The organism is Microbacterium sp. MYb45, from assembly GCF_002979655.1.
In the GTDB taxonomy this organism is placed as follows: Bacteria; Actinomycetota; Actinomycetes; order Actinomycetales; family Microbacteriaceae; genus Microbacterium.
On the sequence record NZ_PCPG01000022.1, the window covers coordinates 1 to 24,593 of the forward strand.

The 24,593-nt window shown below is 69.0% G+C and carries 25 protein-coding genes; 5 read left to right on the top strand and 20 right to left on the bottom strand.

Annotated features, from left to right (window positions below; all coding sequences use genetic code 11):
- Nucleotides 1–63: 63 nt before the first annotated feature.
- Together CQ034_RS19205 and CQ034_RS19210 are read right to left on the bottom strand one after the other, a co-directional pair.
- Entirely contained in the window at nt 64–1,068 is a 1,005-nt protein-coding gene (locus tag CQ034_RS19205; RefSeq protein WP_105712362.1) for an ABC transporter permease, read from the bottom strand.
- Between the two features lie 90 nt (nt 1,069–1,158).
- Nucleotides 1,159–2,832 carry an ABC transporter substrate-binding protein gene (locus tag CQ034_RS19210; protein WP_105712363.1) on the bottom strand — a complete coding sequence of 558 codons (1,674 nt, stop codon included), beginning with the start codon at nt 2,830–2,832 and terminating at the stop codon, nt 1,159–1,161.
- 163 nt (nt 2,833–2,995) lie between these two features.
- Between CQ034_RS19210 and CQ034_RS19215 the strand changes: the two genes are divergently transcribed.
- A complete protein-coding gene (locus tag CQ034_RS19215; RefSeq protein ID WP_105712364.1) occupies nt 2,996–3,916 on the top strand; it encodes a sugar kinase in 921 nt (306 codons plus the stop codon).
- Nucleotides 3,917–3,977: 61 nt separating this feature from the next.
- Here CQ034_RS19215 and CQ034_RS19220 read toward each other — a convergent pair whose 3' ends face one another.
- From CQ034_RS19220 to CQ034_RS19245, 6 genes are all read right to left on the bottom strand, one after another.
- Nucleotides 3,978–4,283: a GIY-YIG nuclease family protein gene (locus tag CQ034_RS19220; protein WP_105712376.1), complete on the bottom strand. Its 306-nt coding sequence runs from the start codon at nt 4,281–4,283 to the stop codon at nt 3,978–3,980.
- 263 nt (nt 4,284–4,546) lie between these two features.
- Complete coding sequence (locus CQ034_RS19225) at nt 4,547–5,413, bottom strand: MurR/RpiR family transcriptional regulator (RefSeq protein ID WP_105712365.1); 867 nt, start codon at nt 5,411–5,413, stop codon at nt 4,547–4,549.
- Nucleotides 5,414–5,428: 15 nt separating this feature from the next.
- Nucleotides 5,429–6,937, bottom strand: coding sequence for a glycoside hydrolase family 3 N-terminal domain-containing protein (locus CQ034_RS19230; RefSeq protein ID WP_105712366.1), 1,509 nt, complete (start codon nt 6,935–6,937; stop codon nt 5,429–5,431).
- On the bottom strand, nt 6,934–7,767 hold the full coding sequence (locus tag CQ034_RS19235) for a carbohydrate ABC transporter permease (RefSeq protein WP_029261829.1): 834 nt from the start codon (nt 7,765–7,767) through the stop codon (nt 6,934–6,936). The genes CQ034_RS19230 and CQ034_RS19235 overlap by 4 nt, the downstream gene beginning before the upstream one ends.
- A complete protein-coding gene (locus CQ034_RS19240) occupies nt 7,764–8,738 on the bottom strand; it encodes a carbohydrate ABC transporter permease (RefSeq protein ID WP_029261828.1) in 975 nt (324 codons plus the stop codon). Before CQ034_RS19240 ends, CQ034_RS19235 begins: the two co-directional genes overlap by 4 nt.
- Nucleotides 8,739–8,753: 15 nt before the next feature.
- Entirely contained in the window at nt 8,754–10,040 is a 1,287-nt protein-coding gene (locus CQ034_RS19245; protein ID WP_029261827.1) for a sugar ABC transporter substrate-binding protein, read from the bottom strand.
- Nucleotides 10,041–10,246: 206 nt separating this feature from the next.
- Here CQ034_RS19245 and CQ034_RS19250 point away from each other — a divergent pair, with 206 nt between their 5' ends.
- The 4 genes from CQ034_RS19250 to CQ034_RS19265 all read left to right on the top strand — a co-directional run bounded on the left by CQ034_RS19250 (nt 10,247) and on the right by CQ034_RS19265 (nt 13,608).
- Nucleotides 10,247–11,512, top strand: a complete 1,266-nt coding sequence (locus CQ034_RS19250) for an LCP family protein (RefSeq protein ID WP_105712367.1) — start codon at nt 10,247–10,249, stop codon at nt 11,510–11,512.
- Between the two features lie 29 nt (nt 11,513–11,541).
- Nucleotides 11,542–12,402, top strand: a complete 861-nt coding sequence (locus CQ034_RS19255; protein WP_105712368.1) for a spermidine synthase — start codon at nt 11,542–11,544, stop codon at nt 12,400–12,402.
- 142 nt (nt 12,403–12,544) lie between these two features.
- Nucleotides 12,545–13,072, top strand: coding sequence for a hypothetical protein (locus CQ034_RS19260; RefSeq protein ID WP_029261824.1), 528 nt, complete (start codon nt 12,545–12,547; stop codon nt 13,070–13,072).
- A 47-nt stretch (nt 13,073–13,119) separates the two neighbouring features.
- Nucleotides 13,120–13,608: a SprT-like domain-containing protein gene (locus CQ034_RS19265; RefSeq protein WP_029261823.1), complete on the top strand. Its 489-nt coding sequence runs from the start codon at nt 13,120–13,122 to the stop codon at nt 13,606–13,608.
- 7 nt (nt 13,609–13,615) lie between these two features.
- Here CQ034_RS19265 and CQ034_RS19270 read toward each other — a convergent pair whose 3' ends face one another.
- The 12 genes from CQ034_RS19270 to CQ034_RS19325 form a co-directional block, all read right to left on the bottom strand.
- Entirely contained in the window at nt 13,616–14,038 is a 423-nt protein-coding gene (locus CQ034_RS19270) for a DUF3054 domain-containing protein (protein ID WP_258134288.1), read from the bottom strand.
- A 59-nt stretch (nt 14,039–14,097) separates the two neighbouring features.
- Entirely contained in the window at nt 14,098–14,757 is a 660-nt protein-coding gene (locus tag CQ034_RS19275; protein WP_105712369.1) for a 2-phosphosulfolactate phosphatase, read from the bottom strand.
- An 18-nt stretch (nt 14,758–14,775) separates the two neighbouring features.
- The gene (locus CQ034_RS19280) at nt 14,776–16,236 is read right to left on the bottom strand and encodes an FtsX-like permease family protein (RefSeq protein WP_029261820.1); all 1,461 of its coding nucleotides are present in this window, start codon (nt 16,234–16,236) and stop codon (nt 14,776–14,778) included.
- Nucleotides 16,233–16,994, bottom strand: coding sequence for an ABC transporter ATP-binding protein (locus CQ034_RS19285; RefSeq protein WP_029261819.1), 762 nt, complete (start codon nt 16,992–16,994; stop codon nt 16,233–16,235). The genes CQ034_RS19280 and CQ034_RS19285 overlap by 4 nt, the downstream gene beginning before the upstream one ends.
- A 107-nt stretch (nt 16,995–17,101) precedes the next feature.
- The gene (locus tag CQ034_RS19290) at nt 17,102–17,737 is read right to left on the bottom strand and encodes a response regulator transcription factor (protein ID WP_105712370.1); all 636 of its coding nucleotides are present in this window, start codon (nt 17,735–17,737) and stop codon (nt 17,102–17,104) included.
- The gene (locus CQ034_RS19295; protein ID WP_105712371.1) at nt 17,734–18,912 is read right to left on the bottom strand and encodes a sensor histidine kinase; all 1,179 of its coding nucleotides are present in this window, start codon (nt 18,910–18,912) and stop codon (nt 17,734–17,736) included. Before CQ034_RS19295 ends, CQ034_RS19290 begins: the two co-directional genes overlap by 4 nt.
- On the bottom strand, nt 18,909–19,766 hold the full coding sequence (locus tag CQ034_RS19300) for a class I SAM-dependent methyltransferase (protein ID WP_105712372.1): 858 nt from the start codon (nt 19,764–19,766) through the stop codon (nt 18,909–18,911). The genes CQ034_RS19295 and CQ034_RS19300 overlap by 4 nt, the downstream gene beginning before the upstream one ends.
- A gap of 5 nt (nt 19,767–19,771) precedes the next feature.
- Nucleotides 19,772–20,848, bottom strand: a complete 1,077-nt coding sequence (locus CQ034_RS19305) for a hypothetical protein (RefSeq protein WP_105712373.1) — start codon at nt 20,846–20,848, stop codon at nt 19,772–19,774.
- Between the two features lie 23 nt (nt 20,849–20,871).
- Entirely contained in the window at nt 20,872–22,026 is a 1,155-nt protein-coding gene (locus CQ034_RS19310) for an AMP-binding protein (protein ID WP_105712374.1), read from the bottom strand.
- 13 nt (nt 22,027–22,039) lie between these two features.
- Nucleotides 22,040–22,960: a 1,4-dihydroxy-2-naphthoyl-CoA synthase gene (locus CQ034_RS19315; protein WP_029263889.1), complete on the bottom strand. Its 921-nt coding sequence runs from the start codon at nt 22,958–22,960 to the stop codon at nt 22,040–22,042.
- A gap of 84 nt (nt 22,961–23,044) precedes the next feature.
- On the bottom strand, nt 23,045–24,040 hold the full coding sequence (locus CQ034_RS19320; RefSeq protein WP_105712375.1) for a permease prefix domain 1-containing protein: 996 nt from the start codon (nt 24,038–24,040) through the stop codon (nt 23,045–23,047).
- A gap of 1 nt (nt 24,041) precedes the next feature.
- Nucleotides 24,042–24,374, bottom strand: coding sequence for a PadR family transcriptional regulator (locus CQ034_RS19325; protein WP_029259789.1), 333 nt, complete (start codon nt 24,372–24,374; stop codon nt 24,042–24,044).
- Nucleotides 24,375–24,593 lie beyond the last annotated feature (219 nt).

The following is a 24,593-nucleotide window of genomic DNA, read 5'->3' on the forward strand; positions in this document are numbered from 1 at the left end:
CCCTGGGCGGGTGGGAGGGCGATGCTCATGAGACCGCCTCCTTTCGGACGATGACGAGGGACATCACTGCACCCTCACTCTCGGGTCGATGAAGCTGTAGGAGACATCGACCGCCAGGTTGATCAGCGCGTACGCGATCGCGATGAAGATGATGAATCCCTGGAGCACCGGGAAGTCCCGCGTGAAGATCGCCCGCGCGAGGAACGAGCCGATGCCGGGGAACGCGAACACGGTCTCGGTGAGCACGGCGCCCGAGATCAGGAGTCCGGTCTGCAGGCCGATCGTCGTGATCACCGGCAGCATCGCGTTGCGCAGGATGAAGCGGTTGCGCAGCGTCGGGGCTCCGACGCCCTTCGCCCGTCCGGTGCGCACGTAGTCCGCGTTCTGCACCTCCAGGACGCTGGCCCTGGTGATGCGGACGATGATGGCGAGCGGGATCGTGCCCAGCGCGAGCGCCGGCAGGATCAGATGCAGGATCGCATCCCACGAGGCATCGAACTCGCCCGTGATGATGCCGTCCCACACGTAGAACCCGGTGGGATGGGTGGCGTCTATTCGCGGATCCTGACGGCCGTCCGACGGCAGCCATCCGAGCTGCACGGCGAAGACGTACTTCAGGATGAACGCCAGGAAGAACACCGGGATGGTGATGCCGATCAGGCTCAGCACCACCGACGCGTGGTCGGTGAGCTTGCCGTGACGACGAGCGGCCCAGTATCCGAGAGGGATGCCGACGCCGATCGCGAAGATCAGCGCCATGACGCTCAGCTCGAGCGTCGCCGGGAAGCGGCGCATGAACTCCTCGACGACGGGGCGGTTCGTCTGGATGGACGTTCCGAAGTCGCCCTGGAGCAGTCGCCCGATCCAGGTGAAGTACTGCTGGATGAGGGGTTCGTCGAAGCCGTAGAGCTCGTTGACCCTGGCGACGGCCTCCGGTGTGGCCTTCTCGCCGAGTAGGGCGACCGCGGGGCCGCCGGGAAGGGCTCTGACCCAGGCGAACAGCAGGATGCTGAGCCCGAACAGAGTGGGAATGAGGAACAGCAGTCGCCTGCCGATGGTGCGCAGCACGAAGATCTCCGTCGATCAGAAGGTACGCCGTGTCCCGGTCCCGCGCATGTGTGCGGGACCGGGACTCGGCATATCAGATGGTCAGGCCGACTACTTGGTGAGGACGATGTCCGTGAAGACCTCGTCGTTCACCGGGCTGGCCGGATAGCTCTTCACGCGGGGGTCGAACGCCAGAGTCGGCGCCGGGTGCGCGAGCGGGACGCCGGGGATGAACTCGGCGACCATCTCGTTGATCTCCTCGTACAGCGGCGTCTGCTCCTCGAGGCTGGAGACGCCCCGCGCCTCGGTCAGCTTCTGGAACAGCTCCGGGTTGTCGAAGCCCCACTCGGAGCTCTTCTGTCCGAAGAAGACGCCGACGAAGTTGTCGGTGTCGTTGTAGTCACCGGTCCAGCCCAGCAGGTGGATGCCGTGATCCGCGGTGCCGGTGGTGCGGTCGAGGTACTCGACCCACTCCTCCGAGACCGGGGTGGTCTCGACGCCGACCTCGGACAGCTGCGACGACAGGACGGTGTAGATCTGCTCGGGGTCCGGCATGTACGGACGCGAGACGTTGACCGGGTAGTTGAACGTGAGCTTCAACGGGTTGGCCTCGTCGTAGCCGGCCTCGGCCAGCAGATCCTTGGCCTTCTCGGGGTCGTAGTCGTAGGTCGTGACATCGGGGTTGTACCCGTTGACGACCTCCGGCACGAACTGCGTCGCCTTCTCGGTGCCCTCGGGGAGCACCTGGCTGATGAGCGCGTCCTTGTCGACCGCGTACGACAGCGCCTCACGGACCTTCGGGTCCTGCAGCTCCGGGATCGCCTGGTTGAACGCCAGGTAGAGGATCGTGAACGGCGGGCGCGACACCATCGTGAAGTTGTCATCCGCCAGCGCCTTGGTGTCAGCGGGACCGACCAGGTCGTACCCGTCGATCGAGCCGGACTCGAGCGCCTGGCGGCGAGCGGTCGGGTCGTCGATCGTGCGGAAGATGATCTCGTCGACCTGCCCCGCCTCGCCCCAGTAGTCGCCGTAGGCCTTGAGCGTGACCTGCTCGCCCGGTGCCCACTCGTCGAACTGGTACGGGCCGGTACCGACCGGGTGTCCCATGGCGTACTCCGACAGCTGCGGGGCCTCGGCGGAGCCGGCGACCTCGTCCGCACCGAACTCCTGCAGCGCCGACGGGCTCTGCATCGCGAACGACGGCAGCGAGAGCGACGGGATGAAACCGGCGAACGGCTTGTTCAGCTCGATCGTGACCGAGTAGTCGCCATCGGGGGTGCATGACTTGTACACGGCATCGGCCGCATTGGCGGCATAGCCCTTGAAGAGCTTGTTGTAGTAGTAGCCGAACGCTTCGGAGGCGGCGAGACCGGTCCAGTTGAACCAGCGGTCGAAGTTGACGCAGACGGCCTCGGCGTTGAACGGGGTGCCGTCCTGGAAGGTCACGTCCTCCTTCAGCGTGAAGGTGTGCGACATGCCGTCGTCGGACGACTCCCACTTCTCGGCGAGGAGCGGTGCCGGATCTGCCGTACCGGGCTTGGTGCCCACCAGACCCTCGAAGATCTGCCGCGAGACGCGGAAGCTCTCGCCATCCTGCGCGAAGGCGGGATCGAGGCTGGCCGGGTCGGAGGATGCCGCGAACACGAACGTCCCGTCGACATCGCCTCCCGCGTCCGCATCGTCGTCGCCCCGCTCGCTGGCGACGCACCCTGCGAGGGCGATCGCGGCGATCGTGGCTCCGGTTACGGCGATGAGTCCTCGCCGACGCTTGACTGATTGGTGCATTGTGTGACCTTCCCTGTCGGGCGCTTCTTTGCGCGTCCCGAGGCTTCTTCGCCTCGGCGACGGTGATGACTAGACGGTACCCAGCAGATCGGCAGATGCCAAACGCATCCGCATTGCAATCCGGTATCGGCGGGCGCCCTGCCGATCGGGTAGTGTCCAGACCGTGTCCGACTCCACCCCGCTCGCCATCTGCTTCGGCGAAGGCATGGTCGCCCTCGTCGCCGCCACAGCCGGACCGCTGGAGGACTGCCGCACCTTTCACCGTTCCCTGGCCGGAGCGGAATGGAACACCGCCATCGCTCTGTCGTCGGCCGGCATCCGAACTGCTGTCCTCTCCCGGGTCGGCGACGACGGATTCGGCCGGTTCCTCACCGCGGAGCTGCGCGCACACGGCGTCGACGACACGGCCGTGGAGATCGACGATCAGGCGCCGACCGGGCTCTACGTGAAAGAGCTCGTCGCCCGTGCGGACGGCGCGGTCGACGGGACGATGCACTACTACCGCGCGGGCTCCGCGGCCGCCGCGATGTCGCCCGAGACGCTGGCCGCGCCGGTGGCATCCACCCTGCTCGCCAGGGCCGCGCTCGTGCACACCTCGGGGATCACGCCCGCCATCTCCGCATCTGCGCTCGCCGCCCAGGAGGCGCTGTACTCCGACCATCGTCCCGGCCGGCTCGTCAGCTTCGACCTGAACTGGCGCCCGGCGCTGTGGCGTGGCCGCGAGGCGGAGGGCAGGGAGATCGTGTCCGTCTTCGCCCGCCGCGCCGACATCGTGTTCTGCACGCGCCCCGATGCGGAAGCGGTGTTCGGGACCAGCGATCCTCAGGAACTGCGCGCGCAGTTCCCCCAGCCGCGCTACCTGGCGGTCACCGACGCCAGCGGGGCCGTCGTCTTCGACGGCGAAGAGCGTGCCGAGAGCGACGCGCTCGATGCCCCGGTCGTGGAGACCATCGGCGCGGGAGACGCCTTCGCCGCGGGTTTCCTCGCCGGGGTGCTGACCGGGTTGTCGCTCACCGGGAGCGTCGCCCGCGGGCACCGCATCGCGACCCGCGCGCTCCTCAGCACCCGCGACCACGTCGACTGAGCCGTGCGCCGCGGGGTAACGACACCCGGTCGTTGAGCGAGCGAAGCGAGACGAAACGTCCTTACGCCCCTGCTGCCGCCCGGCTCTTCGCCCGCTCACGCGCCGACCATCCCACGACCGCATCCAGGCCGCCCTCCAGGAACGCCAAGCGCTTGGCATGACTCCATCCCTGCAGCCGCTTCTCCCACGCGAACGCCTCGTCGATCCTGGCGAACTCTTCGCTCCACTGGAGCTCGACGGGCAGACGCCGGCGCGTATACGCACTGCCGCGCCCTTCCTGGTGCTGGACGAGCCTTCGGCCGAGGTCACGTGTGCTCCCGACGTAGAACGTTCCGTCGGCGCACCGGAGCATGTACACGTATCCCATGTCCGGGACGATAGTGCCGGGCGCCGACACTCATGGGCGTGCTGAGGAAGGCGTTTCGTCTCGTCGCTGCGCTCCTCGCTCAACGAACGGGGTGGCGTGCTGCGCTCCTCGCTCGACGAACGCAACCCGGTCGTTGAGCGAGCGAAGCGAGACGAAACGTCCCCGGATGCGCGTGCCACGTTTCGTCTCGTCGCTGCGCTCCTCGCTCAACGAACGGGGGGGGTACTGCGCCCCTCGCTCGACGAACGGGAAACGGCGCAGGGTCAGGGGCGGCGGCGCGCGGGAACCGCGTCGTGGGTGCGCTGCAGAGAGACGGCCACCGGTTCGCCGCGGTGCTGCACGACACGGACGAACAGCACGTCGACCAGAGCGAGCTGGGCGATGCGGCTCGACATCGCCGCCATCCGGAACGGCGACTCGTGCGCGTGCGTGAGCAGCACGACGTCCGCCGCGAGCGCGAGAGTCGACTCCGCGACGCTGGTGACCGCGACAGCCAGCGCACCGGCATCTCGGGCGACCTCGAGCGCCCGCAGGGTCTCTGCGGTCTCCCCTCCGTGCGAGAACGCGATCGCGACGTCATCCGCCGTGCGTAGCGAAGCCGTCGTCACCGCGAGATGCGGGTCCGGCGAATGCGACACGGAGCACCCGATGCGCGACAGCTTCAGCAGCAGATCCTGCGCCGTCAGCGACGACGCCGCCTGTCCGAAGAGGTCGATGTGCCGGGCATCGACAACCGCGCGGGCTACCCGGTCGAGAGCTGCGGCATCGAGGGCGAGGGCGGTCTTCTCGATCGCGTCGATCTCCTGCGCGGCGAGCTTCGCGGCGATGGCCGTCGGCCCGTCGTCCGGATCGATGGCCGTGGTGTCCAGACCGAACCGCGCCTGCTGCGCCTGGGCGAGCGTGATCGCACGGGCGACCGCCACGCGCAGCTCCCGGTAACCGCTGTACCCCAGCGACTGGGAGAAACGGGCCACCGTCGACAGCGAGGTCCGACAGAGCTGGGCGAGGTCGTTGATGGCCAGGTCGACGACGAGCGTCGGGTCGCCGAGGATCGTCTCCGCGACCCGCGCCTCCGCGGCGCTCAGCTTCGAGAGCGAGCGCCGCACACGTGCCAGAACGTCATCGTCCATGGAGTGATCCTGTCCTCAGTCGGCGCTGGCCCTCTGCTTCACGGCGAAACGCCCCAGAAGCGCATCGCGCGCCATCTGCGCACCGAGCCTACTGGCCGCGGCGACCTCGACGGTCGGCAGCGGCAACGGGTTCGCCGTCGGAAGACCGACATTGACCACGACTGCTGCCGGATCGCGCACCGCCGCCCGTTCGACGAGCTCCCGCTGCGCGGCATCCGTGTCGGGTCGGTCGATCAGCAGCACCGTCGTGCCCGCAGCGGCGGTGACCTCTTCCAGCACGCGGTCCTGTTCGGCGAGCGGGGTGGATGCGACATCGAGGCGCACCCGCAGGCCGTCGTCGGCGAGCGCGTTCGCGACGTACGAACCCGCGCTGTCGACCGCGAGCGTCGAGCGGCGACGGGCATCGATCACGGCGAGCTCGGATGCGGCAGCGGTGGTGCCACCGGTGACCGTCAGCACGCGACGCACGATGTCCGCGGCGTCGAAGTCGTCGGCAGTCTCGTGGTCGCGGTCCGCGGCGGCGCGGAGCTTCGCGGCGAGGGCGGCGACCCGACGGCCGGCCTCCTCGACCCGCTCACGCGAGAGAGAGCCGTCACGCAGTGCGGCGACGATCCCGTCACGGGCCGCACGGAAGTCTCGCTCGTCCTGGTCGGGAAGCGCGGCGTCGCCGGGGTTGGTCGGGTTTCCGATGCAGAGCAGGTCGGCACCGGCGGCGAGGGCCAGGGCTGCTCCCCCACCGAGTCCGACGGTCTCGCGGATGGCGGCCATGTCGAGCGCGTCCGTGATGATGACGCCGTCGAAACCCCAGTCCCGCAGCTTGCCGAGCACCCGGGGGTTGAGCGTGGCGGGCTGCTCGCCCCACGCCGGGACCACGATGTGCGCGGTCATCACGGCATCCGCGCCCGCGTCGACGGCCGCGCGGAACGGTTCGAGGTGCACCCGCTCGAACTCCTCGAGATCGAGGGTGATCTCGGGGAGGGAGTGGTGCGAGTCCATGTGGGTGTCGCCGTGACCGGGGAAGTGCTTGACGCATGCGGCGACCGCCGCATCCTGGATGCCGTCGATCGTTGCGACCACGTGCCGTGAGACGAGCGCTTCGTCGTCTCCGAACGCCCGCACGCCGATGACCGGGTTGCGGGGGTCGGTGTTGACGTCGGCGACCGGGCCGAGCACCACGTTGGCGCCGACCGCGCGCACGCGCCGAGCCAGCTCTGCGCCGGTCTTCTCCGAGGCCACCAGGTCGTCGAGCAGACCGAGCTGGGCTGCTCCGGGAACCGTCGAGCCGGTGGCCGACTCGAGCCGGGTGACGCTGCCGCCCTCTTCGTCGATACCGATCAGGGCGTCGGGGTTCGCGTCGAGGATCGCCGCGCTGAGCGCCGGGAGTCCTTCGCCCACGTTCTGACCGAAGTACACGACCCCGGCCAGGCCGTCACGCAGTTCGGCGCGCAGCCACTCCGGCGCCTCGGTGCCGAAGAACCCCGGCCACAGCACCCCGTTCGCGAGGCGCTCGAGCTCGTCGGTCATCCCTTCACGGCTCCCGCGACCATGCCGGAGGCGAGCTTGCGCTGCACCAGCACGAAGAAGATCATGACCGGGACGGTGATGATGGTCGACGCGGCCATGATGCTGCCCCAGTCGTTGGAGTGCAGGCCGAAGAACGACTTGAGGCCGATCGAGACCGTGTACTGGTCGGTCTGGGCACCGAGGATCGTCATCGCGAAGATGAACTCGTTCCACGCCGTGATGAAGCTGAAGATGCTCGTCGCGACGAGGCCGGGCATGACGAGCGGCAGCAGCACCGAGCGGAACATCCGCCACCAGCTGGCACCGTCGATGTAGGCGGCCTCCTCGAGCTCGACCGGAACGGCGGCGACGAAGCCGCGCAGCATCCAGATGCCGAAGGCGAGCGACAGGGCGACGTAGACGACCATGAGGCCCAGGATGCTGTTGAGCAGGCCGAGGCTCTTGACCTGGAGGAACAGCGGGATGACGAGCGCCTCGAGCGGCACCATCTGCACCACGAGGATCATCATCAGGATCATCGTGCGGAACTTGAACTTGAACCGCGCGACAGCGACGGCAGCGAGCAGGCACACGAGGGCGCTGACGAGGACCGTCACGAGGGCGACGATGGCCGAGTTGCGCAGGTACGTGCCGAAGCCGCCGTCGGTGAGGACGAACGCGAAGTTGTCCCACGTGAACTCCTGCGGGATCAGCGACTGCCCACCGCTGGAGGCCTTGCCGTCGAACGCGCTGGAGACCATCCAGTACACGGGGAACAACGTGAAGATCAGGACCGCGGCGACCGCGATGCCGAGTCCGATCCGGGAGCGGAGCCGAGGGCGCGGGTTCACAGCTCGTCCTCCTTCATGAGGGAGCGGATGTAGACGATGGTGATGCCGATCAGGACCAGCGTGAGCAGCACGGCGAGCGCTGCACCGAAGCCGTAGCGGTTCTGGCCGAACGACTCCACGTACGACCAGACGCCGAGGTTCAGCACCTGGCGGTTTCCGCCACCGCCGCCGGGCATCAGGTACACCTGCGCGAAGACCTTGAAGTCCCAGATTGTCGAGAGGATGATCACGACCGAGAACACCGGGCGGAGCGTCGGGAAGATGATCTTCCAGAAACGACGCCAGGCGCCGGCGCCGTCGAGAGCCGCCGCCTCGAGCATCTCCTTCGAGACGCCGAGGAGTCCGGCGAGCACGGTGATCGCCACGAACGGGAAGCCGTGGTGCACGACGTTGAGGAGCACGATCGCGTAGAAGGACCACTGGTTCGTGAACCAGTTGACCGGATCGTCCATGAGCCCGAGGTCGGTGAGGACCTGGTTGAAGATGCCGCGGTCGGCATCGAAGATGAAGGTCCAGACGTACGTACCGGTCACGGCGGGCATCGCCCACGCGACCATGATGCAGCTGGAGACGATGACGCGCCACGTGGTGCCGAGCCGCGCGAGCAGCAGGGCCACGAGCGTGCCGACGGCCACGGTGACGAAGACCGCCACGGCGGCGAAGCCGACGGTGTTGGGCAGCACCACCGTCCAGAGAGTCGGGTTGGTGAGCGCCTCGACGTAGTTGTCGAGACCGATCCAGTTGTTCTCCCCGGTGTTGATCTCGCGCAGGCCGTAGTCCTGCAGCGAGTAGATGAACACCTGGATGAGAGGCCAGAGCATGAGCACCGCGAGGATGACCAGCCCGGGCGCGAGAAGAAGCCAGGGGCGGGCCGCGACGATCGAGAGACCGCGTCGCTTCCGGCCGCCGGCCACGGAGGCGGAGGTGGACTCCGCCTTCGTGGCCGGCAGTGGCGCTTGCACCATCGACATGGAAGGGATGCTTCCTTACTGGTTGAGCAGTTCGGTCATCTCGGCGGAAGCGTCCTTCGTCGCGGTCGCGACGTCCTTCTGTCCGCTGAGGATGGCCTGGATCATGGAGTTGGTCGTCTTCTTCGCCTGGACGGCGCCGAAGTTCGGGGTGACCGGGACGGATGCTCCGCCGTCGACCATCTGCTCGGCGAACGGTGCGACCAGCGGGTCGGTCGAGGCGAGGGCCTCTTCCATCGCGGACTGCACGCCCGGGAAGTAGCCGGTCTCGTCCGACCACTGCTCGGCGAACTCGCCGGTGGTGACGAGCTTCACGAACTCCCACGCGAGGTCGGCGTTCTTCGTCGTGTTGAAGATCGAGAGGTGCGATCCACCGAGCACCGACGGGGCGATGCCGCCGTCCTTCCCGGGGATGACCGCGGCGCCGATCTTGCCCTCGAGGTCGGGGTTCGCCTCGATGAGCGAGTTCGGCGTCCACGAGCCCGAGAGCATCATGGCGACGTTGCCCTGCGTGAACGCGTCACGGAGGTCGGTCTCCTTCCAGGTGGTGGCACCTGCGGAAGAGAAGCCGTGCTCGGTGGCGAGGCCCGTGTAGAACTCGATGCCGGCCTGCGATTCGGCGCTGTCGAGCTCGCTGGTCCAGGTGTCGCCGTCCTTCGTGGCGATCTCGCCGTCGGCGCCCCAGACCCAGGGGTAGACCTGGAACTCGGCGTCGCCCGGAACCGGGAACGGCAGCATGTCGGGCTTTGCGGCCTTGATGGCGTCACCCGCGGCGACGATGTCGTCCCACGTCTTCGGAGCCTCGAGACCGAGCTCCTCGAACACGTCGGCACGGTACATGAGCGAGCGGACACCGGCGTACCACGGCATGCCGTACAGCTCGTCTTCGTAGGTGCCGGCGACCTCGAGGCCCTCGACCAGGTCGTCGCGCAGGCCCTTCTCGCCGTCGACGTACTCGTCGATCGGGAGGAGCGCGCCCGCGTCGGCGAACTCGGCGGTCCAGGTGGTGCCGGTCTCGGCGATGTCAGGAGTCGTGCCACCGGCGATGGAGGTCACGAAACGGTCGTGCGCGTCTGCCCACTGGATCTCGTCGATCTTGACGGTGGCGCCGGTCTCCTTCTCGAAGGCTTCGGCGACGTCGTCGTAGAAGGCCGACGCGTCCGGGTTGGTGCCCTTCATGATCCAGACGGTGAGCTCTTTGCCCTCGCCGTCGGTGGAGCCTGTGTCACCGCCGCCGGCGCAGCCGGCGAGGGCGAGCGTGGCCACGGCGCCGAGCGCCACGGCCGGAAGAATGCGCTTGTGCATGCGGGGATCTCCTCTTTGAAAAGTCCAGGCGAATATCGGGTATTCACCGGGGGTTAGGAAAAAGTATCCACGACTAACTAATTACCTGCAAGTTCCTCTCACAATCGTCATGCGGCCGTAACATCAGCACCACCGCGGCCGCTCCCAGGTGTTGCCCAGGCTCGGCCTGCGCGGCGCCCGCAGGGTCCGCCGGTAGGCTCGCGGGCATGCGCCGCCACGACGAAGCCGACCGCTCCACGGTCGCGCGCCATGCGACTCTCCCCACTCCCGGGCCCGCCAAGGGCTTCCTGAAGATCGCCGGGATCACCCTGGGCGTCATCCTCGTCTCCGCGATCGCCGTCGCCGCGTTCATCGTGACGGACTACTTCAATCGCTTCAGCGACGGTGCCGTCACCCTCGAAGACGCCCCCGAGGTGGAGCCGCCCCAGATCGGCGCCTACCCCGGCGAGTTCAGCATGCTCATCATCGGCACCGATGAGTGCGGCGAGGTCTCCACCGGGCTTCTCGGAGAGCGCTGCTCGGAGGCCGACGGCGGCATCCTCAACGACGTGAATCTGCTCGTGCACGTCTCGGCAGAGCCCCGCAACGTCACGGTGGTCTCGCTCCCCCGCGACCTGATGATCGAGACCCCGGAGTGCACCCTCCCGGACGGATCCGTCGCCTCCGCGACCAACAAGACTCAGATCAACTCGATCTTCCAGCGCGCCGGACTCTCCTGCGTCGCGAAGACGGTCACCCAGCTCACGGGCATCGAGATCCCGTTCGCTGCGAAGATCGCTTTCGACGGAGTGATGGAGGTCACCGACGCGATCGGCGGTGTGGAGGTGTGCATCGGCGGAGAAGGCATCCGCGACCGACACACGGCTCTCGACTGGGAGCCGGGACCGCGCACCGTCTCGGGCTACGAGGCGCTCCAGTTCATCCGCACCCGGCACGGTGTCGGCGACGAGAGCGACATGGCCCGCGTCTCGAACCAGCAGCAGTACATGTCGCGCTTGGTGAAGAAGATCATGAGCGACGAGGTGCTCAGCGATCCGGGCAAGGTGCTGGGACTCGCCGACACCGTGGTCGACAACATCGACCCGAGCGACGAGCTGGCCAATCCCGTCCGGCTCGCACAGCTCGCGCTCTCGATCAAGGACGTGCCCTTCTCGGACTTCGTCTTCCTGCAGTACCCGGTGTTCGGTGACCCCGACGACTCCGACCGGGTCGTCCCGAACTACGACGCCGCAGCCACCATCTGGGACGCGCTGAAAGCGGGCCAGCCCGTGCAGCTCACCGGCGGCGTCAGCAACAACGGGGGCGTCGAGCTGGTCGAGCCCGCTCCGGGCACCGAAGGTGAGACACCGGCCACCCCTCCGTCCACGGACGCGCCCGCGACCCCGGCGCCGGCGCCGCGCGCGACGCTCGACCCGGCCATCTCCGGCCAGACGGTGGAGCAGGAGACCTGCGCCAACGGCCGGCTGCGCTGACCTTCCCACCCGCCGCGTAGGCTCGGGCCATGGGCCGAAACCGATCGCGCGACGCCGAGCATCCGCAGGTCCGCCTGGACCACGGCGGCATCGCCAGCATCGTGCCGTCGGAGTTCACCAGCGGGTTCGAGCTCATCGTCGACGACACCCCGCAGTCGCACGTCGACCTCGACGACCCCACGCACCTGCACTTCGAGTACATCGTGCGCATGGGCGCGGTGATCGATCAGCTGGCGCCCGGGCCGCTGACGGCCGTGCACCTCGGCGCCGGCGCCCTCACGATTCCGCGCTACATCGACGCCACACGACCCGGCTCCCGCCAGCAGGTCATCGAACTCGAAGCGCCGCTCGCCCAGCTGGTCCGCGAGCATCTGCCGCTGCCGAAGGGCGCGGCCATCCGCATCCGCATCGGCGACGCACGGGAAGGGGTGAGCCGGCTGCCGGGCGCCCTGCAGGCGAGCTGCGACCTCGTGGTCTCGGATGTCTACTCCGGAGCGCAGACGCCCGCCCACCTCACGAGCGTGGAGTTCTACCGCGAGCTCTCCGGCCTGCTCGCGCCCGGAGGTGTGCTGCTCGTGAACGTCGCGGACGGCCCGGGCCTCGCCTTCGCCCGCCGCCAGGCCGCGACGATCGCCGAAGTGCTGCCCGAGATCGGCATCCTCGCCGATACCCAGGTGCTCAAGGGGCGGCGCTTCGGGAACCTCGTGATCGCGGCATCCGCTTCTCCCCTGCCGACCGAGTGGCTGCCTCGGATGCTGGCCGCCGGCCCGCATCCCGCGAAGATCGCGCAGGGGGCCGAGGCCGCGGCCTTCTTGCAGGGGGCACGGGTCGTCACGGATGCCGATGCGGTCGCATCGCCTCGCCCCGACGCCTCGCTCTTCCTCCGCTGACCTCGACGGGATCGATCAGGCGCGGCCCGACGCCGACCGCGCGCCGGTATGTCACGGGTCGGATGCGCCGACCAGGGCGCGCCGCCCCGACGAGCGCTCGACCGGAAGGCAGACTGGACGGGGACGCTGCGGAAGGAGAGCAATGAGTTTCATCCGGGGATACGACCAGGAGACGCTCCGCGAAAAGGTCGATCTCGACGAGTGCGCGACGCGCCTTGCCGAGATCGAGTCGCAGCGCAGCCTGCCCGCACTGCTCGAGCGGGTGTGGCTGCTGAAGGTGCTCGACCGTCTGGACGAAGCGCTCGTGCTGGCCGACGAGACCGTGCGCCAGGCGCGCATGGCCGGCACCCGCAAGGACGTGCTGCGCGCTCGAGTGCTTCACGCCACGATCCTGCAGTATCGGGGGGCACACGCCGCTGCCGAGCAGGAGCTGGCGACCTGCGCGACCGAGGCCGAGGGCCAGCGCTGGCTGTCGATCGCGGCATTCGCGTATCAGCACCACGGCAAGAACGCTTATGAGGCCGGCGACTACGAGACAGCGCGGGAGAGCTTCAAGCAGTCGCTGTTCCTGCGACGCGAGTCCGGCGCAGAGGACCGGGAACTGGAGACCGTTCTGCTGGCGATCGAGGCCGCTGAGCGCCGCCGTCCGTCGCAACTCGTCGCGGGCTGAACCCGTGCTGCGACCACGATGTCGGTCGCAGGGCATAATCTGGGCGCATGGCGGAACTCGACCGTGTGCGCGTCTGGGGCGAAGCACTGATCACGCTGCATCTCGATGACAGCTGGACCTTCGGGTTCGACCATGCCAAGCGCCGGGCCGGACAGTGCGATTACACGAAGAAGCGCATCACGGTCTCGCGCTATCTCGCCGCCCGCTTCGAAGACGATGAGATCCACCAGGTGCTGCTGCATGAGGTCGCGCATGCACTCGCCGGACATGCGGCTGCACACGGACCGGCATGGAAACGCGTGGCGGAAGAACTCGGCTACGTCGGCGGCACGACCCATCACGGGGAGACCGCTGTCGAGCTCGCGCCGTGGGTGGGAAGCTGCCCTGCCGGCCACGTGACCTACCGGCATCGGCGGCCGACGAGGGCGACCTCGTGCGCACGCTGCTCACGCACGTTCGACGCCAGACACGTCTTCGCATGGACCCGCCGCGAGATCCCGTCAGACGTGCGTCTCGCCGCTCAGATGCCGCGCTGACCGCCGCTCAGCGCGGCAGGTCGTCGGGGTGCTCGTCCTCGAGAACGACGGCGTCTTCCTGCGTCTCCCCGGCAACACGGCGTCGACGCAGCAGCGCGGTGATCGCCCGCCAGCCGACGAGGAACACCCCGAGCACGATCGTGGCCACGATGATGAACGGCACCTCGGCGGTGTCGCCGCTGAGCACGCGGATGAGCATGCCTCCGGCGACCGTCACGACCCAGACCACCGTGCCCCACAGCACCGACCACGGCCGACGCGGCCTGCCGGGGAGCAGCGCCGCGAGCCCATGACCGACCGCGAGAGCGATCAGGAACGGCCAGGCGGTCAGCAGGAACCCCGCCGGATTCTCATCGTGCGAGGCACGACCGATCGCGGCGAAGACGAGCACGAGCACGATGTCGACGATGACGGCGGGGAGGTACCTCATGCCACGACCCTACGTCGCGCCGGCCGAACCATCGTCTCCCGCGCGGCGTCGGGCGGAGATCACTCGAACCGAGTGAACAACCCCTCGCGCAAGACGGGAACCACGTCGACGGCGTCGAGCACGGCGGCATCCGTCGTCGATGTCGGCGTCAGGCCGGATGCGTCGATACGAGCGGTGGACGCCACACCATCGGCGAGCTCACGCCCCGACCCGCTCGCGCCGATCATGTGCCGCAGCGCACCGCGGAGGGCACGGAATCCCTCGGCGGCGACCGCCGCATCCGGCGAGGTGTGATCGATGCCGCGATCCGAGAGCGCCAGGACGATGGCGCCCGCGCCGAGCTGATCCTCGACCGCGAACCGCAGCACACCGGCGGCATCAGCCTCGCCCGCCGCGATGACCGCCACCGAGGTGCGTGCCTGTCGACGCTCCTGCACGGTCTGCACTGCGCGGGCGACAGCAGTGGCGTTGCGGATGCCGCCGACGAGGACGATCGCATCCGGGGAGGCCGCGGCGGCGACCGCTGCGCCGTTCCGCGACCATCCCTCGGCCTCGGTCAGAACCACCTCGGTGTCGGCGACTGCGGCATCGATCACAGTGGACGAGAATCGCAGGACATCCACGACCACGACGATGTCGGCGGGTGCGAGACGGGCGAGACCCGCGGTGCCCCAGTCGAGACGAACCTGGTACGTGGACTGATCGAACGGCGACGGCATCCGACAAGCCTAGAGCCGTCAGTCGGCCGCGAGTGCTTCGACCGGCGCCACCCGAGTGGCCAGTCGCGTGGGTGTGGCAGCAGCGACCAGCGTGAGCACCGCCGTGGCGACGACGATGATGGCGACGGGGATCCACGGGATCTGCGGGGCCACGAGCCCGGCAGGAGTGAACTCCGGCAGGGTCGGAACCGAGCCGAGCAGCGACTGTGCCGCGATCCACCCATACGTGACGCCCAGCACGAGACCGGTCAGCGTCGCGGCCACCGTGATGTGCGTGGCCTCGAGCAGCACCATGCGACGCACCTGACGGTTCGACAGCCCGATCGAGCGCAGCAGTCCGAGCTCGCGGCGACGCTGCACCACGCCGATCGTGAGCAGGTTGACGAGGCCGACGGCCGCGATGACCGCGGAGACGGCGACCAGTACCATCATGATCGCGGCGAACGCGTCGAACGGGGCGAAGAACTCCTCGGGGATCTCGCCGGTCACCTGACTCATCATCAGACGTTTCGCGGACTCGAGCGCGACCGCGAACATCGTCACCAGCGTCACGCCCATCACCACGCCGATCGCCATGCGGGACGACCGCTCCGGATAGCGCAGCGCGTTCTCGGCGGCGAGGCGCGCGGTCGCGCTCGAGCCGAACATCCGGCCCACCAGGCGCAGCACCGGCGGCATGAACAGCACGGATCCGAGAGCGAGCCCGGTGAAGGACAGCACACCGCCGAAGAAGGCGATGACGACGCCGAGCGGAGTCAGAAGTCCGACGACCACGCCCGCGGCGAGGAGCACGGCTCCGGTGATCAGCAGGATCCAGGCGCCGACGTGCCGTCCGGCCTTGCCCGATACCTCGTCGTGGGTCCGCTCGACGGAGCCGCCCAGTGCCTGCAGCGGGGTCACCGAGAGCACCCGCCGGGAACCGGCCCAGGCGGCTGCCCAAGTCGTGAGTGCGACACCGATCGCGGGCAGGGCGACGAACGGCTGTGCGAGCGAGAAGGACGCCGGGGTGTTCTCGATCAGCTGCGTCCCGACCTGCACACCGATCACCGCCAGCACGAGCCCGGCGAGCAGGCCGATCACGGCGCCGAGGACACCGACGACGAGACCCTGTCGTCCGACCTGAGCCCGCTGCGAGCGCGCGGTCGCCCCGATCAGACGCATGAGCGCGATCTGCCGCGTGCGTCCGGCGATGATCGTGGAGAAGGTGTTCGCCGTGACGATCGCGGCCACGTACATCGCGACCACGGTGAGCAGCACCGACAGCAGCGCGACCACGAACGCGAGCGTCTCACTGTCTCCGATGAACGGGTCTGCCTGCAGGACAGCGCCGATGTATGCCGTGATCTCTACGAGGAGCACGCCGAACGCGGCCGAGAGCGCGGCGACGAGGATGCTGGCGCCCATGCCCCGGTCGCGCAGCCAGGCCAGTCGAGGACCTGTCGCCCGCGTCTCGGGGACGACCGTGGCGACGGCGGTCATGCCGCCACCTCGGCAGCGAGCATGTAGGCGGAGATCTCCTCCGCGGTCTGGCGCGGGTGGTCGGCGACGATCCGGCCGTCGCCGAGGTAGAGCACGCGGTCGGCATGGCTCGCCGCGATCGCGTCGTGCGTCACCATCGCGATGGACTGCCCGTGCTCGCGGCTCGCGGTGGCGAGCAGACGCAGCACCTCGCGCCCGGTCTTGGAGTCGAGGTTGCCGGTGGGCTCATCCGCGAACACCAGGTCGGGGGCGGTGGCGAGGGCGCGGGCGATGGCCACACGCTGCTGCTGTCCGCCCGACAACTGATGCGGGCGGTGGTTGAGGCGCGAGCCGAGTCCGAGCGTCTCGATCAGTCCGTCGATGCGCGCCCGCTCGATCGCGCTCGGCCGACGGCCGTCGAGCTCGAACGGGAGCATGATGTTCCCCAACGCGTCGAGAGTGGGCACCAGGTTGAACGCCTGGAAGATGAAACCGACGCGGCGGCGGCGCAGGATCGTCAGGTCGATGTCACCGAGGCCGGTGATCTCGGTGTCCCCGATCCACGCGCGCCCCTCCGTCGGGCTGTCGAGCCCCGCCATGATGTGCATCAGCGTGGACTTGCCGGAACCGGAGGGGCCCATGATCGCGGTGAACTGTCCGCGACGGATGCCGACGCTGACGTCATCGAGCGCACGGACGGTGCCTTCGCCCGAGCCGTAGGTCTTCTTCAGGTGCTGGACGCGGGCGGCGAGCCCCAGGTCGGTGGTCGTGATCTCCATGCCTTCGACGCTATTTCCGCGGCCCCGCGCCGGTCATCGCCCGGCCGGAGCATCCGCGTACATCGCAGGGATGATCCGCACTCGGCCCTTCCCCGGTCGATCGGCGGTCAGGCGAGGCCGTGCTCGAAGGCGAAGACGACCAGCTGCACCCGGTCGCGAAGCGCGAGCTTCGTGAGGATCCGGCTGATGTGCGTCTTCACGGTCGCCTCACTCAGGTATTCCCGGCCCGCGATCTCGGCATTCGACAGGCCACGAGCCGCGAGCGCGAAGATCTCCTTCTCCCGGTCGGTGAGGGTGGTGTACTGCGGCGGGACGGGCTTGGGTGCCTCGGCGAAGTGCGCGAACAGGTCGCGCGTCGCCGAGGCGGCGATCACACTCGACCCGGAATGCACGGTGCGGATCGCGGCGAGCAGGAACTCCGGATCGGCGTCCTTGAGGAGGAAGCCACTGGCGCCCTGCCGGATCGCCCGAGCGGCAGCCTCATCGAGGTCGAACGTCGTCAGCATGACGATGCGGGGCGGCTCCGGTCGAGTCAGGATCTCGGCGGTCGCCGTGAGTCCGTCCATGACCGGCATCCGGATGTCCATCAGCACCACGTCGGGCCGCGTGGCACGGACGACGTCGAGTGCCTCCTGTCCGTTGCCGGCTTCGCCGACCACCTCCAGGTCGGGTTGCGAGGCGACGAGCATCCGGATGCCGGCGCGGAACAGCGCCTGGTCGTCGACGAGCACGACTCTGATCATTCGGAAGCTCCGATCGGAAGCGAGGCGTGGACCACGAACTGTGCCCCCCGATGCTCGGCTTGCAGACTACCGCCGACGAGCTGTGCCCGCTCTCGCATGCCGATGACACCGTGCCCGCCGGGCCCGACCGTCGTCTCCCGCGGCACCGTGTTCCGCACGTCGATGTCGACCCGATCGGGAAACCACGCCAGGTGCACGTCGACCGCACCGTCGCCATGGCGGATCGCGTTCGTCAGCGCCTCCTGGAGGATGCGGTACACGGCGAGCTGGATCGCCCCCGGTGGTTCCCCCGGAGGCATCGGGTCGACGGTGACACGCGGCTCGATCCCCGCCTGCCTCACCTGCGCGAACAGCGCTTCGAGGTCGGCGAGCGTGGGCTGCGGGCCGTCTCCCTGCCGGTGCCGAAGCTGGGTGAGCAGCATCCGCACGTCGCTCAACGCCCCACGGGCGGTCTGTGCGATCGTGCCGAGCGCCTCCGTCGCCATCTCGGGTTTCGCCGCTGCCGCGTAGCGCGCACCGTCGGCCTGAGCGATCACGACGGCGAGAGAGTGGGCGACGATGTCGTGCATGTCGCGGGCGATGCGTACCCGCTCCTGCTCCTCGACCGCGAGCGATTCGGCCTGCAGCTGCGCGGCACGGGTCCGACGTGCACGCAGCACGACCCGCCACAGCAGCCCGCACACCCACGCGAATCCGAGCGCCATGACGGAGACGATGAGCAGCAGCGTGCCGGTCGTGACCTTCTCCCAGCCGGTACCCGTCCCGAAGGCGACGCCGTTCACGATGACCATGTACACCGCCGCGACGATGCCGCCGAACAGCGCGGAGGCGAACCCCCACCAGAGCACCCGCCTCGTGCCCCACGCCGCCGTGGCGTAGAGCACGAGCAGGATGGCGAAGTCGATCGGCAGCGGGCCGAACCCGGCGATCATCTGGAGGATCGCCCCGGCCCAGGCGGCGACCAGCGACCAGCCCGGCGCGAGTCGTCCGATCGCGACACCGCCGAACATCAGCACGGCAGCGAAGACCACCGCCACGACCGATATGCCTCCGATCGCCGTGTTCCCGGTGCCCGGCCCGTAGAACACGAGCGACGTCGGCATCAGGACGAGGAAGAGCAGCGTCGCCCCGACGATGTCGAGCGCGAGCGCCGTGCGGGAGAGTGGCCGGATCACTCCCCCACGCTACGCGAGCGCACCGCACGGACACATCCGTCCGTGGATGTATCCGTGCGGTGTCGTACGCGGGCGAGGATCTCGCCGTGCGGCACGAGGTACCAGCCGTCGCCGTCGTCGGCCCAGCGCTTCCAGGCATCGCTGATCTCCCGCAGATGCGCCGGAGTCGCCATGTCGCTGTCCACCAGCTGCCGCGCGAGCGCGGACTCGAGGATGCGGTCGGCCCACATCCCGCCCCACCAGGCACGCTCCGCCGGCGACGCGTAGCACCAGGTGGATGCCGTCGCCGTGACGTCGTCGAAGCCCGCGGCGCGCGCCCAGGAGAGCAGCCGACGACCCGCATCGGGTTCACCGCCGTTCGCACGCGCCGCCGCCTGGTACAGCGCCAACCACCTGTCGAGCTCGGGCAGGACGGGGAACCAGATGAAGCCCGAGTAGTCGGCATCGCGGGCTGCGACGATCCCGCCGGGCACGGTCACGCGGCGCATCTCGCGAAGCGCCTGCACCGGGTCGCCGACATGCTGCAGCACCTGGTGCGCGTGCACGACGTCGAACGAGTCGTCGGCGAAGCTCAGCGCGTGCACATCCTCGACCGAGAAGTCGAGGTTGGCCAGGCCGCGTTCCTCGGCGAGGCCGCGCGACAGCGACAGCGCTTTCTCGTCGATCTCCGTCGCGGTGACGTGGGCGACGACGCCGGCGAAGTCGACGGTGATGGTACCGGGGCCGGCCCCGACGTCGAGGAGTCGGGTCCCGGACGTGAGGTGGGGGCGGAGGTAAGCAGCGGAGTTCCCGATGTCGCGCACGTTGTGCGAGCGGAGGACTGATTCGTGGTGTCCGTGCGTGTACGAGGCCATGCGTTTCAGTGTGGCAGAGCGCTCAGACCGGCCCGCTTCGCCACCTCGTCGACCACCGGCTGCGTCGAGGACATCGGTGTGCCGATGAGGATCTCTCCGATGCGCAACGACGATGCCCGCTGACGGGCTCCGGTCGCGATGATCCTCTCGATCGCGTCGGCGGACGCACCGTACAGGTCGTCCCCGGCGAGAGATGCGCCGTCGGCTCCTTCCGCCCTCCGGACAGCGTGGCCGCGGCGCGTGCGATCGTCGGCATCGAGTCGGAAGAACCGGACGTCCGGTCGCGGGAAAGCCGCGCGTACGTCTTTCGGCGAGACCTCGAACGGTGCGACGACGATCAGCGCCTTCGCCCCGACCTCGGCGAACACCGTCTGCACCACCGCTGCGGCCTCTGCTCCGTTCACAGCATCCGCATTCCACGAGAAGCTCAACTGCGCGACGTCAACGAACCCCGTGCGCTCGCCCGCAACCCATTGCCTGCGAGCCAGCTCCCAGCCGACGCGCGAGGCACCGGCGCACCTCGGACCCGTGATCCAGATGACCCGGGCCGTCGCATGCTCTTCGGGGAATACGACATCGGATGCCACCTCCGCCCCGCCTGCCGGCCGGGCGATCACTGCCTGCACCGTCTCCTCGATGGTCGAGTGCGCCGTGTCCAGTCGTTGCCATGCGGGGTGCGCCGTGCTCGCCTCCTCGGTGCCGGCGGCGAGTGCGGCATCGACCTGTTCGCGCTCCCACCTCCGGGGAGCCAATCGTCTCCGCCTCGTCTCCTCATCCGCATCCAGCCACAGGGACGACGTCGGGAACCCGCTCGCCGGCGGCGGCTGCGACGGATCGGCGACTCCGGACACCACGAGACGTTCGACACCCGCGTCGCGGAACCGCACGGCGAGCCGGGCGAGTGCGGTCTCCTTCAGCGCCCACCGGTCGGGGTCGTCGGACGGCGCGGGGTAGCACATGCCGAGCTGATCGATGTCGACATACCCGGTCGGCACACCGTCCGACGCGAGACGCTCAGCGACAGCCCACGCGACGGCGCTCTTCCCCACCCCCGGCACTCCCGCCAGCCGCAGCACATCCATGCGACCCAGTCTGGCAGCGGCGATCAGCGCAGGTCGGCGACGGCTCGTCGGATCGCCTCGCGGTCGGGCTTGCCGGAGAGCAGGACATCCATCTCGTCGACCAGGATCAGACGGGACGGACGCGCGTGCTTGCCGAGCTCTTCCGCGACAGCCTCACGGGCCTGCGCGAGCTGCTCGGACTCGCTGCGCCGCAGCACCTCGCCACGCGCCACGACGATCACCGATGCCTCCCCCCAGCGCTCATCCTCCACGCCGACCACGACAGCCTCGTGCAGCCCCGGGACACGCCGGACGATCCGCTCCACCCGATCGAGGGAGATGTTGATGCCGCCCGACACAATCACGTTGTCGGCCCGCCCGTGCACCCGCACGATCCCGTCTTCCACCAGACCGAGGTCGCCTGTGCGATACCAGCGGATGCCGTGCTCATCCCGCACGAAGGTGCGCGTCGTCAACGAGGCGTCACCGAGATAGCCTTCGGCGAGCATGGGCCCCGCGATGCGCAGCTCCCCGTCGACCGTGCGAACGCCGACCGTGTCGAGCGGCACACCGTCGTACACACAGCCACCGCTGGTCTCGGTGGAGCCGTAGGTTCGGACCACCCGCACGCCCAGGTCGGCCGCACGCTCGCGAAGCGGCTCCGGCAGCGACTGTCCGCCCACCAGGATCGCCCGGTACGCCGTCAGCGCAGCACGCACGGCCGTGTCGTCGGCGGCCTCGAGCAGCGTCGCGATCTGCGCCGGGACGAGCGAGGTGTACAGCTCGGGAATCCCCGCCCCCGCCGAGGGGCGCAGCATCGCCAGTGTCGCATCGGCGAAGGACGCAGGCGAGAACCGGCCGTCGAGCACGGCCGGCCGGGTCCCCGCGACGATAGAGCGCACCATCACCTGGAGCCCTGCCACGTAGCCGGCCGGCAGAGCAAGCAGCCAGCGGCCGCTCCCGATCCTCGCCGCCGTCGCCTCGGCGCTCGCGCGCAGCGCCTCACCGCTCAGCGCCACCCGCTTCGGTATGCCGCTCGACCCCGAGGTCGCGATCACCGCCGCGATGCCGTCCGCCACGTTCTCGGGCGCACCGGCCACCATGCCGAGCCCCAGCGCCGGTCCGCCCTCGAGCGCGCGCTGCAAGGCCTCCCGCAGCAGATCCGGATCTTCGGCGTCCGTGGGGGTCAGGGCGGTCATGCGGGTCTCCGGCTCAGTAGTGCCAGGGGAACGACGACCAGTCGGCGTCGCGCTTCTCGAGGAAGGAGTCGCGACCTTCGACGGCCTCGTCGGTTCCGTAGGCCAGACGGGTCGCCTCGCCGGCGAAGACCTGCTGTCCGACCAGACCGTCGTCGACCGCGTTGAAGGCGAACTTCAGCATGCGGATCGCGGTGGGCGACTTCGTGAGCACGGTGCGCGCCATCTTCAGGGCCTCGCGCTCGAGATCGGCGTGCGGCACCACGCGGTTCACGGCGCCGGCCTCGTAGGCACGCTGTGCGGAGTACTCCTCGGCCAGGAAGAACACCTCGCGGGCGAACTTCTGTCCGGTCTGCCGTGCCATGTACGCCGAACCGTACCCGGCGTCGAAGCTGCCCACGTCGGCATCCGTCTGCTTGAACCGGGCTTCTTCGGCCGAAGCGATCGTGAGGTCGCACACCACGTGCAGCGAGTGCCCGCCGCCGGCAGCCCACCCGGGCACAACCGCGATGACGACCTTGGGCATGAAGCGGATGAGCCGCTGCACCTCGAGGATGTGCAGGCGGCCGACAGCCGCGCGGCTCGCACCGTCGACGATCGCCGTCTCCGCATCGGAGTACTTGTAGCCGTCGCGACCGCGGATGCGCTGGTCCCCACCCGAGCAGAACGCCCAGCCGCCGTCCTTCGGGCTCGGGCCGTTTCCGGTCAGCAGCACCGCTCCGATGTGCGCATCCTGCCGGGCGATGTCGAGCGCACGGTAGAGCTCGTCGACGGTGTGCGGGCGGAAGGCGTTGCGCACCTCCGGACGGTTGAAGGCGATGCGCGCGACCCCGCCGTCGTGCGACACGTGGGCGGTGATGTCGGTGTAGTCCTCGGCGCCGGGCGCGAGCACCCATTCGGCCGGGTCGAACAGATCGGAGACGAATGCGCTGGTCACGGCTTCCACCCTATTCCTCGCCCGCCCCCGGCCACGGAGGAAGCGCCGCCCCGACCGGGACGGCGCTTCCTCGATCGCGCGTGGTCAGCGACGCCGAGCGCGGACCGTCTTGATCCAGCCGTCGACGATGTCCCAGCCGACGCCGAGCGCGACACCGAATCCCAGCAGCACGGCGAGGATGCGGAACACCCCGCCTTCGTCGGCCGATTCGGCCTGTCCTGCCGCGAAGCCCTCACCGCCGGCCGCGGTGACCTGCGCCACGAACTCCGGGTTCACCAGGTCACCGGTCAGCAGCGGGACGAGCACCCAGGCGAGGAATGCGACGGCGAGGATCGTGTTCGTCACGGCCAGCCCCGTGGTCCAGCGGCCCCTGCGGTAGAGCACGACCGCGAACACGGCCTCCGCGACGATGAGCAGGAACAGGACGCCGATCCCCCACGGCCACAGCTGCGGGTTCAGGATCGGCAAGGTCTCGCCGTCGACGTGGACGAAGCCGCGGTAGCGATCCCAGAGGAGAGCGCCGATCGCGATACCGAGGAAGACGAGCGACGCGATCAGCTCGCTACGCCCCACTCCCTTCTCCGTCGGCTCCGGCAGCTGGTCGAGATCCCACTTCTCGATCGCCGTCGTGCTGTTCGAGCGCTCGAGGATCACGAAGACGAGCGTGGTCCAGAAGCAGATGTGGAGGATCGCGCCGCCGGTCGCCACGATCGAGGTCGAGATGATCTCGCCCACGGGGGCACCGGAGATGGTCTGCCCCAGTGCCACGCCGCCGAGGACGCAGACCGGGACGATCATCAGCAGCAGCTTGAGCAGCCGCCACCAGGTCAGGTAGAAGCGCGGGCCGATGAGGTACAACGGGCGATCCGCGTACCCGGCGGCCAGGACTCCGGGGTCACCGAGCTCGGTGAGGACGGCGCGCTCGGCGTCTTCCGGCGTCTCGCCCTGCTCGAGCCTCGCCTCGATCGCGTCGGCGATGGAGGCTTCGAGCTCGGCGCGGACGTCGTCCTGTGCCTCGGGCCGGAGACTGCGGATCGTCGCGCTGATGTAGCGCTCGGTGAGTGTGGCTGTGGTGGTCATGTCAGTTCTCCTCTGCGGTGAGGGAGGCGATCGCCGTGGTGAGCGACCGCCATTCGTCGGTGAGGGTGTCGGCGAGGCGGATGCCGGCATCCGAGGTGCGGTAGAACTTGCGGGGCCGGGCCTCGTCGGTGTTCCACTCGCTCGTGAGGTACTCCTGCTTCTCGAGTCGTCGCAGCAGCGGGTACAGCGTGTTCGCGTCGGTCGCGAAGCCTCGCTGTTCAAGCTGCTCGAGCAGCGAGTATCCGTATCCCGGCGTGCGCAGCAGCTGCAGGCAGGCCAGCACCACGGTGCCGCGCCGCAGTTCCTGCAGGTGCGTGTCGAGCGTCTCGTTCATGTCGATCACATTACTGTGCGTCACACACCATTGTCAATCACACATTTATGCCTGACCCACCCCCTCCCCTCGGGATAGCCGAGCGCACGGCTTCTCGTCGAGCGCACGGCTTCGTCGCGTTTACACGCCGTGCGCTCGGCAGCAAGCCGTGCGCTCGGCTATCCCGAGGGGAGGGGGTGGGTCAGGCATAAATGTGTGATTGACAATGGTGTGTGACGC